General features: G+C 45.1%; 8 protein-coding genes, 4 tRNA genes and 1 rRNA gene. 1 reads left to right on the top strand and 12 read right to left on the bottom strand.

What is annotated here, in order from left to right; genetic code table 11:
• Nucleotides 1–223: 223 nt before the first annotated feature.
• The 9 genes from rplA to MJO46_RS11800 form a co-directional block, all read right to left on the bottom strand.
• Complete coding sequence (gene rplA, locus MJO46_RS11760; RefSeq protein ID WP_253989447.1) at nucleotides 224–925, bottom strand: 50S ribosomal protein L1; 702 nt, start codon at nucleotides 923–925, stop codon at nucleotides 224–226.
• A gap of 4 nt (nucleotides 926–929) precedes the next feature.
• Entirely contained in the window at nucleotides 930–1358 is a 429-nt protein-coding gene (gene rplK, locus MJO46_RS11765) for a 50S ribosomal protein L11 (RefSeq protein ID WP_253989448.1), read from the bottom strand.
• 127 nt (nucleotides 1359–1485) lie between these two features.
• Nucleotides 1486–2037, bottom strand: coding sequence for a transcription termination/antitermination protein NusG (gene nusG, locus MJO46_RS11770; RefSeq protein ID WP_198781919.1), 552 nt, complete (start codon nucleotides 2035–2037; stop codon nucleotides 1486–1488).
• A gap of 9 nt (nucleotides 2038–2046) precedes the next feature.
• Complete coding sequence (secE, locus tag MJO46_RS11775; RefSeq protein ID WP_007644299.1) at nucleotides 2047–2418, bottom strand: preprotein translocase subunit SecE; 372 nt, start codon at nucleotides 2416–2418, stop codon at nucleotides 2047–2049.
• Between the two features lie 278 nt (nucleotides 2419–2696).
• The gene (gene tuf, locus MJO46_RS11780) at nucleotides 2697–3881 is read right to left on the bottom strand and encodes an elongation factor Tu (protein ID WP_253989443.1); all 1185 of its coding nucleotides are present in this window, start codon (nucleotides 3879–3881) and stop codon (nucleotides 2697–2699) included.
• Nucleotides 3882–3997: 116 nt separating this feature from the next.
• Nucleotides 3998–4073: transfer RNA gene (locus MJO46_RS11785), tRNA-Thr, on the bottom strand.
• A 9-nt stretch (nucleotides 4074–4082) separates the two neighbouring features.
• Nucleotides 4083–4156: transfer RNA gene (locus MJO46_RS11790), tRNA-Gly, on the bottom strand.
• A gap of 36 nt (nucleotides 4157–4192) precedes the next feature.
• Nucleotides 4193–4277, bottom strand: a tRNA-Tyr gene (locus MJO46_RS11795).
• A gap of 7 nt (nucleotides 4278–4284) precedes the next feature.
• Nucleotides 4285–4360 (bottom strand) — tRNA-Thr (locus MJO46_RS11800).
• A 234-nt stretch (nucleotides 4361–4594) separates the two neighbouring features.
• Between MJO46_RS11800 and coaA the strand changes: the two genes are divergently transcribed.
• Nucleotides 4595–5545, top strand: coding sequence for a type I pantothenate kinase (gene coaA / locus MJO46_RS11805; protein ID WP_253989449.1), 951 nt, complete (start codon nucleotides 4595–4597; stop codon nucleotides 5543–5545).
• 10 nt (nucleotides 5546–5555) lie between these two features.
• On the opposite strand, the gene birA is transcribed toward coaA, so the two are convergent.
• From birA to rrf, 3 genes are all read right to left on the bottom strand, one after another.
• Nucleotides 5556–6515, bottom strand: coding sequence for a bifunctional biotin--[acetyl-CoA-carboxylase] ligase/biotin operon repressor BirA (birA, locus tag MJO46_RS11810; protein WP_253989450.1), 960 nt, complete (start codon nucleotides 6513–6515; stop codon nucleotides 5556–5558).
• Entirely contained in the window at nucleotides 6508–7533 is a 1026-nt protein-coding gene (gene murB, locus MJO46_RS11815; RefSeq protein ID WP_253989451.1) for a UDP-N-acetylmuramate dehydrogenase, read from the bottom strand. Before murB ends, birA begins: the two co-directional genes overlap by 8 nt.
• Nucleotides 7534–7721: 188 nt before the next feature.
• Nucleotides 7722–7837, bottom strand: a 5S ribosomal RNA gene (gene rrf / locus MJO46_RS11820).
• Nucleotides 7838–7847 lie beyond the last annotated feature (10 nt).

The raw sequence follows: 7847 nt of genomic DNA on the forward strand, positions 1-7847 counted from the left end.
TACCATACTAAATACTTATGTATTTAGTGACTTACGGTGCAGATTATCCAGTAAAAAAATTTAGCTGGGGCCTGACACCGTCTACGCAGGAAATTAAGTAAACCGTTAAAGTAAACACCTGCGGTCTTGGACGGAAGCCTAATTAATGATGCTTAAAGCATCAAAAACAGACTTCAACCCACAAAGTGCGCGCATTATAGACTAATGCACTCACCTTGTAAAATTAGTTAGCTGTTTCGAGAGAAGCTTGGTCAACAGCAACACCTGCACCCATAGTGGTGGAGATGCTTACTTTTTTCACGTATACACCTTTTGCAACTGCAGGCTTAGCCTTTTTCAGTGCAGAGATTAACGCTTCCAAGTTTTCTTTCAATTGAACTGGTGTGAAATCCACTTTACCGATAGTAGTGTGGATAATACCGTTCTTGTCGTTACGGTAACGAACTTGACCAGCCTTGGCATTCTTAACAGCTTCAGCAACGTTTGGCGTTACTGTACCTGTTTTAGGGTTAGGCATTAAACCACGTGGGCCTAAGATTTGACCTAACATACCAACAACGCGCATTGCATCTGGAGATGCGATAACCACGTCAAAGTTCATTTCACCGGCTTTGATTTTCTCAGCCAGGTCGTCCATACCAACTAGCTCAGCACCAGCTGCTTTTGCAGCTTCAGCATTTGCACCTTGTGTAAATACTGCAACGCGAACGTCACGACCAGTACCGTGTGGCAACACTGTTGCACCACGAACGTTTTGGTCAGATTTACGTGGGTCGATACCCAAGTTAACTGCTACGTCTACACTTTCAACGAATTTTGCAGTTGCTAATTCTTTTAACAGAGCAACAGCTTCGTTGATATCGTAGCTTTTAGTACCGTCAACTTTCTCGCGGATTACGCGCATGCGTTTAGTTAGCTTTGCCATTATATTAATCCTCTACAACCAAACCCATTGAACGCGCAGTACCTTCGATTGAGCGAGTCATCGCTTCAATGTCAGCACCAGTCATATCGGCCGCTTTAGTTTCAGCAATTTCCTGAACCTTAGCGCGAGCGATAGTACCCACTTTCTGAGTATTAGGACGTGGAGAACCTGATTTCAGGCCTGCTGCAGTCTTTAATAAGAAAGACGCTGGCGGAGTCTTAGTTTCAAAAGTGAATGAACGGTCACTGTAAACAGTGATCACGACTGGAATAGGCATGCCTTTTTCCATTTTTTCTGTACGGGCGTTAAACGCTTTACAGAATTCCATGATGTTCACACCTTTTTGACCCAGAGCTGGACCAACTGGTGGTGAAGGGTTCGCAGAACCTGATTTTACTTGTAGCTTAATATAAGCATCAATCTTCTTTGCCATCTGACATTTCCTCAGTTTGGGTTCAAACGCGCATCAGCGACATGCTGATATGCTCCCCCGAAAACAACGGGTGCGGATTATATAGAAATCCGCACCCGTTGCCAAACGGATTTTGTAGTTTATTTAATCAGCCTTTTTCGACCTGATTAAAATCGAGCTCAACCGGTGTCGAACGACCAAAGATCATTACCGACACTTTCACGCGGCTCTTATCATAGTCCACTTCTTCAACGGTACCGTTAAAGTCAGCAAATGGACCATCACATACGCGAACGACTTCACCGGGTTCAAAGATAGTTCTGTGAGTCGGTGATGCAGTGGTTTCTTGTAAGCGACGCAGAATAGCTTCTGCTTCGCGATCTGAAATTGGGGCAGGACGATCAGAAGTTCCGCCAATAAAGCCTAAAACACGCGGGATGCTTTTGACTAAATGCCAGCTGTCATCGTTCATTTCCATCTGTACTAATACATAGCCAGGGAAAAATTTACGTTCACTCTTACGACGCTGACCTGCACGCATTTCGATAACTTCTTCAGTCGGAACTAATACTTCACCGAAGTATTGCTCCATGCCGTGCATCTTAATGTATTCAATCAGTGACTTACAAACTCGGCCTTCATAACCAGAGAATGCCTGCACTACATACCATCTTTTTTTAGCTTCTTTAGCTTCAGTCATTCGAGGTGCCTATACGCCAGTGATAAAATTGACAATTCGCATTAACACAGCATCCATACCCCAAAGAACCAGAGCTAAGATACCCGTTGCAGCAAGGACAATAAAAGTGGTGTTAAGCGCTTCTTGACGCGTTGGCCATACAACCTTACGCACTTCAATTTGCGACTCACGAGCGAAAGCCAAGGCTTTTTTACCCTTTTCTGTCTGTAGCGCAATAAAACCAGCAATAGCGAATGCAACGATAACGCCAAGCGCACGTATGACGGCACTCGTTTCGCTATACATTTGATTGCCAATAACAGCAGCGGCTAGCAAAATGATCGCTAAACCCCACTTCACGATATCCAGAGAATTGTTCTGGTTTTCAGTATTTGTTGTCATCGGTTATTCCGTTACTCAATACGGCCTGAGCTTGAGCACAATAATTAGGGACATAAGACCCAGTTACAATACGCTTTTCGATACTCTGCATTTCCGAACACCCTTAGAAACGCAATCGCATAAGCTCAGGGTCAAAAATCGGCCATATATTGTATTCTTATTCGACTTTGTAAGCAAGGATACGCAGTCGATGCAAGCCACAAAACCTAGCAAATAATCGACTTAAATAAAAAAGGAAGCCTAGGCTTCCTTTTTTAGCATCGTCTCTAAGCTCGCGATTAAGCGAAAATCTTAGCTACAACACCAGCGCCTACTGTACGGCCACCTTCACGGATTGCGAAGCGTAAACCTTCGTCCATCGCGATTGGGCAGATCAGAGTCACTTTCATCTTGATGTTGTCGCCTGGCATTACCATCTCTACGCCTTCTGGCAGTTCGATAGTACCGGTTACGTCAGTTGTACGGAAGTAGAACTGTGGACGGTAACCTTTGAAGAATGGAGTGTGACGTCCACCTTCTTCTTTTGACAGTACGTATACTTCTGATTCAAAAGTAGTGTGTGGGTTGATTGAACCTGGCTTCGCTAATACTTGACCACGTTCTACGTCATCACGCTTAGTACCACGTAACAAAATACCACAGTTCTCACCTGCACGACCTTCGTCAAGCAGTTTACGGAACATTTCTACACCAGTACAAGTTGTCTTAGTCGTTGCACGTACACCAACGATTTCAACTTCGTCGCCTACGCGCACAATACCACGCTCAACACGACCAGTAACTACTGTACCACGGCCAGAGATTGAGAATACGTCTTCGATTGGCAGTAGGAACGGCTTATCGATGTCACGTTGTGGTTCTGGAATGTAAGAATCCAGAGCAGCTGCTAATTCAAGGATCTTCGCTTCCCACTCTGGCTCGCCTTCTAGCGCTTTCAGAGCTGAACCTTGGATTACTGGTAAGTCATCACCTGGGAAATCGTATTCTGATAACAGTTCACGAACTTCCATCTCAACTAGCTCTAACAACTCTTCGTCATCTACCATGTCACATTTGTTCATGAATACGATGATGAAAGGTACACCAACCTGACGAGAAAGCAGGATGTGCTCACGAGTCTGTGGCATTGGGCCGTCTGTAGACGCTACTACTAGGATCGCGCCGTCCATCTGTGCAGCACCAGTGATCATGTTTTTAACATAGTCAGCGTGGCCTGGGCAGTCTACGTGTGCGTAGTGACGTGAAGGCGTGTCATATTCGATGTGAGAGGTATTGATGGTAATACCGCGCTCACGCTCTTCTGGAGCGTTATCGATTTGAGAGAAGTCTTTAGCTTCGCCACCGTAGGTCTTAGCCAGTACGTGAGAGATAGCTGCAGTCAGAGTGGTTTTACCATGGTCAACGTGACCAATGGTGCCCACGTTTACATGGGGCTTAATACGTTCAAATTTAGCTTTAGCCATGGTATTGCCTCAATCCAAGAGTCTTGGTGATGAAAACTTACATATAGAAAAAATCCGATGCATATAAATGACATCGAACCGATTATGTTAGGTATAGGAGCTTAGTTCAGAAAGGCTGGTGCTGATAGGCAGATTCGAACTGCCGACCTCACCCTTACCAAGGGTGTGCTCTACCAACTGAGCCATATCAGCATACAAATTTGGAGCGGGCAGCGGGAATCGAACCCGCGTTATCAGCTTGGAAGGCTGGAGTAATACCATTATACGATGCCCGCGCAACCTAACTAGGCTACCTAACTACCTTGAAAAAATGGTGGAGGGAGAAGGATTCGAACCTTCGAAGGCGGAGCCGTCAGATTTACAGTCTGATCCCTTTGGCCACTCGGGAACCCCTCCAGTAAAATGGTGCCGGCACCAAGAGTCGAACTCGGGACCTACTGATTACAAGTCAGTTGCTCTACCAACTGAGCTATGCCGGCAAATCATTTCGGAACGGGATATTAGGTAAATGTGACCCTGAGTGCAAGCAAAAAACATCTATTTGTTTAAAAAAAGCCGCCGAACGATGTTTTTTTACACGTTAATGGCATTTGACGATGAATTAAACATCGAATACAACCCTGTAGGAGTGAAACAAGGCCCTAATCGCTGATTTAGTATTGTCGCCAATAAAGTCATGGTGTACTGTGCCTTTCCTAAGCTGAGGAAAGCCAATGACATCTAAAAATCCAATTCAAAAAGCACTCTATCTTGCCTTTGAACGCACCCAATGGTCCGAGTTAAGGGATTCAGTCCCCCTAACACTGAGTGAACAGGATTTGGAAAATCTTCGAGGTATCAATGAGAAGGTCTCACTCTCTGAGGTAACAGATATTTATCTTCCTCTGAGTCGATTACTCAATTTAATCGTTAAGGCAAAACAGCAACGCGGTTTAGTACTTGATGAATTCCTAGGGCAAAAACCTTCTCCGAGTCCGTACATTATTAGCATTGCAGGCAGTGTGGCCGTGGGTAAAAGTACTACGGCGCGTATTTTACAGGCTTTACTACGTCACTGGCCCGAGCATCCTAAAGTCGATTTAGTCACCACCGACGGTTTTTTATATCCACTGGCAGACTTAAAGCGTAAAGGCCTATTACAACGCAAAGGCTTCCCTGAAAGTTACGATATGAAAATGTTGGTGGAGTTTATTTCTGCCGTAAAATCTGGCCAGGCACATGTTAAAGCGCCGATTTATTCCCACGTCACCTATGACAGGATCCGCAATCAGCACCAGACTGTCTCACAACCCGATATTTTGATCCTCGAAGGACTCAATGTATTGCAAACGGGATTAGATTCCCCCGTGGATACTCGTAGGCCATTCGTTTCTGATTTTGTTGATTTTTCTATTTATGTTGATGCTGAAGACACACTCTTAAAGCAATGGTATAAAGAGCGTTTTTTACAATTTCGTAAAGGGGCTTTTAGTGATGAAAAATCCTACTTTCACCACTATGCAAACCTTAGTGATGAGGAAGCAAACAACATTGCCGCCAACATTTGGGACACCATCAATGGCCCCAATTTATTGCTCAATATTCAACCCACTCGAGAAAGAGCCCATTTGATCCTACAGAAAGGTCAGGATCATCTTATGTCACATGTATTAATGCGTAAATAGCACACTAATTTTAACGTGCCCTTAGGCTAATCTCACCGCCGATGAAAGCTTGAATACCATCGGCGGTTTCGAGCAATACAGCGCCCTGCTCATCTACGCCGCGACAAATACCGTTAACATGGTTTTCGCCCATCAGCAAACGGATCTCTTTGCCATAGAATAAGTCAGCCTCCTGCCAACGCGCCTTAAATGCCGCCAAACCCTCACGCTCAAATAATTGTATATCTCGCTTAAGCTGCTTTTGCAGCGCAATCACTAGATCGGTTTTATCCGGCATAGTTGCTAAGGTCGATAAATCACTCCAAGGCTGATCAATTCCCTTCGCCTGCTCTTCCGACATCGCCATATTCACGCCAATACCAATAATCAGCTGGCACTCGCTATCGGCCTGCCCCGACATTTCAATCAAAATGCCCGCCAACTTCTTATGGTTGAGATAAATATCATTAGGCCATTTAACCCCAATATTTTCAACGCCATAGGACTTAAGCACTTCAACTAAAGTACATGCTACGGCCAAACTTAATCCCATAGCCTGTGCCATGCCCTGTGGGAATGACCAAAATTGTGAGAAATAAAGATGGTGACCATAGGGAGAGACCCAAGTGCGTCCCCTTCGACCACGCCCGGCAGATTGATACTCGGCCACACACACATCGCCACGCTTTAGTTCACTCGTGTGACTCAGCATAAAAGCATTGGTACTTGGGATTTCATCAAAATAAAAGCACCGATCTTCAATAGACTGCACTAAACGTACCGGATCAATCAAAGAAATAGCATGGCCAAGTTTATAGCCTCTACCTTTCACGCTATAGATAGATACCCCATAGGTTTCTAGCGCATCAATATGCTTACTGACGGCGGCGCGCGAAATCCCAAGTTCAGTGGCTAACTGCTCGCCTGAAACAAATTGCCCGCTTGATAATAACGCTAATATCTGGCGTTTTCTTCCCCAATGATCAGACATGCAAATCTCCCTCGCCGTTAGCCCCAATGATTCTAGGCTCAGCTTCTAGCACTACACCAAATTTATCCTGTACTTGCGCAATAACATGCAACGCTAAGCGGCAAATATCATACCCCGTTGCTCCGCCTCGATTCACTAACACTAAGGCTTGCTTGTCATGCACTGCCGCATTGCCGAGCACAAAACCTTTCAGTCCGGCTTGTTCAATCAACCAGCCTGCCGCCAATTTCACTGTTGAATCCGCTTGTGCATAACCCACAATAGTAGGAAAGCGCTGTGCTAAATCTAGATAACAGGCCGCGCTAACAATGGGGTTTTTAAAGAAACTGCCGGCATTGCCAAGCACAGCAGGATCAGGAAGCTTTTCACTGCGCACTTGGCATACGCGCTCAAAAATCTCATGTGCAGTAACAGTTGCAGGATCAAACGATTGTAATGGACCATAGGCCAAGCGCGGTTGCCAACGTTTAGCTAAGCGCAGTCCAACAGCTGTGACTACCGCGAGATTGCGCAATTTGTCTTTGAAAATAGACTCTCGGTAAGCAAATTGACACTCAGCAGTGCTGATCCGTACAAACTCACCTGAAGGTAAATCAAGATACTCAACCCACTCACACACATCACAGAGCTCAACACCATAAGCGCCAATATTCTGAATAGGTGCAGCACCGACCGTTCCAGGAATTAACGCCATATTCTCCAACCCAAACATGCCATGCTCGAGCGTAAACTGAACTAAATCGTGCCAATTCTCACCCGCCTCAACCTCGAGATAAAACGCTTCAGCATCTTCAGATACCTTTATCCCTTTTGATAAAATCCTGACAACAGTACCGTTAAAGTCCTCTAAAAAGACTAGATTGCTACCGCCACCAAGCACCAACATAGGCAACTGCTGTTGCCATAACGGCAGACATATCGCCTTAATAGCATCTTTTGAGTGCGCCTCAACAAAATCAGCACAAAATTGGGCTAAACCAAAGGAATTAAACGATTGAAGGCTATGAGATAGAGACATGTGTTTGTTCAATGACGACAAAAGCATATTGTAACTGCTAAAAGCGAGGATTGCAGCTCATGCTAGAGAAGATGGCTTGATGAAGAACAGATAGAAACGCAGGAAAATTCCTGTAATTAACAAATTGCAGATGCAAAAAAGCCAGCTTATTCAGCTGGCTTCGTTACATCTCAATGAGATAATTAGTCGCTTGGCGATGACCTACTCTCACATGGGGAGACCCCACACTACCATCGGCGCGATTGCGTTTCACTTCTGAGTTCGGGATGGGATCAGGTGGGACCACAATGCTATTGTCACCAAGCAAATTCGGT

The organism is Shewanella sp. KJ2020, assembly GCF_024197625.1.
Classification (GTDB): Bacteria; Pseudomonadota; Gammaproteobacteria; order Enterobacterales; family Shewanellaceae; genus Shewanella.

Excerpts from the sequence above, each read along its gene's own strand:
- rplA (WP_253989447.1), bottom strand. The coding sequence starts at position 925 with ATGGCAAAGCTAACTAAACGCATGCGCGTAATCCGCGAGAAAGTTGAC.
- rplK (WP_253989448.1), bottom strand. The coding sequence starts at position 1,358 with ATGGCAAAGAAGATTGATGCTTATATTAAGCTACAAGTAAAATCAGGT.
- nusG (WP_198781919.1), bottom strand. The coding sequence starts at position 2,037 with ATGACTGAAGCTAAAGAAGCTAAAAAAAGATGGTATGTAGTGCAGGCA.
- secE (WP_007644299.1), bottom strand. The coding sequence starts at position 2,418 with ATGACAACAAATACTGAAAACCAGAACAATTCTCTGGATATCGTGAAG.
- tuf (WP_253989443.1), bottom strand. The coding sequence starts at position 3,881 with ATGGCTAAAGCTAAATTTGAACGTATTAAGCCCCATGTAAACGTGGGC.
- coaA (WP_253989449.1), top strand. The coding sequence starts at position 4,595 with ATGACATCTAAAAATCCAATTCAAAAAGCACTCTATCTTGCCTTTGAA.
- birA (WP_253989450.1), bottom strand. The coding sequence starts at position 6,515 with ATGTCTGATCATTGGGGAAGAAAACGCCAGATATTAGCGTTATTATCA.
- murB (WP_253989451.1), bottom strand. The coding sequence starts at position 7,533 with ATGTCTCTATCTCATAGCCTTCAATCGTTTAATTCCTTTGGTTTAGCC.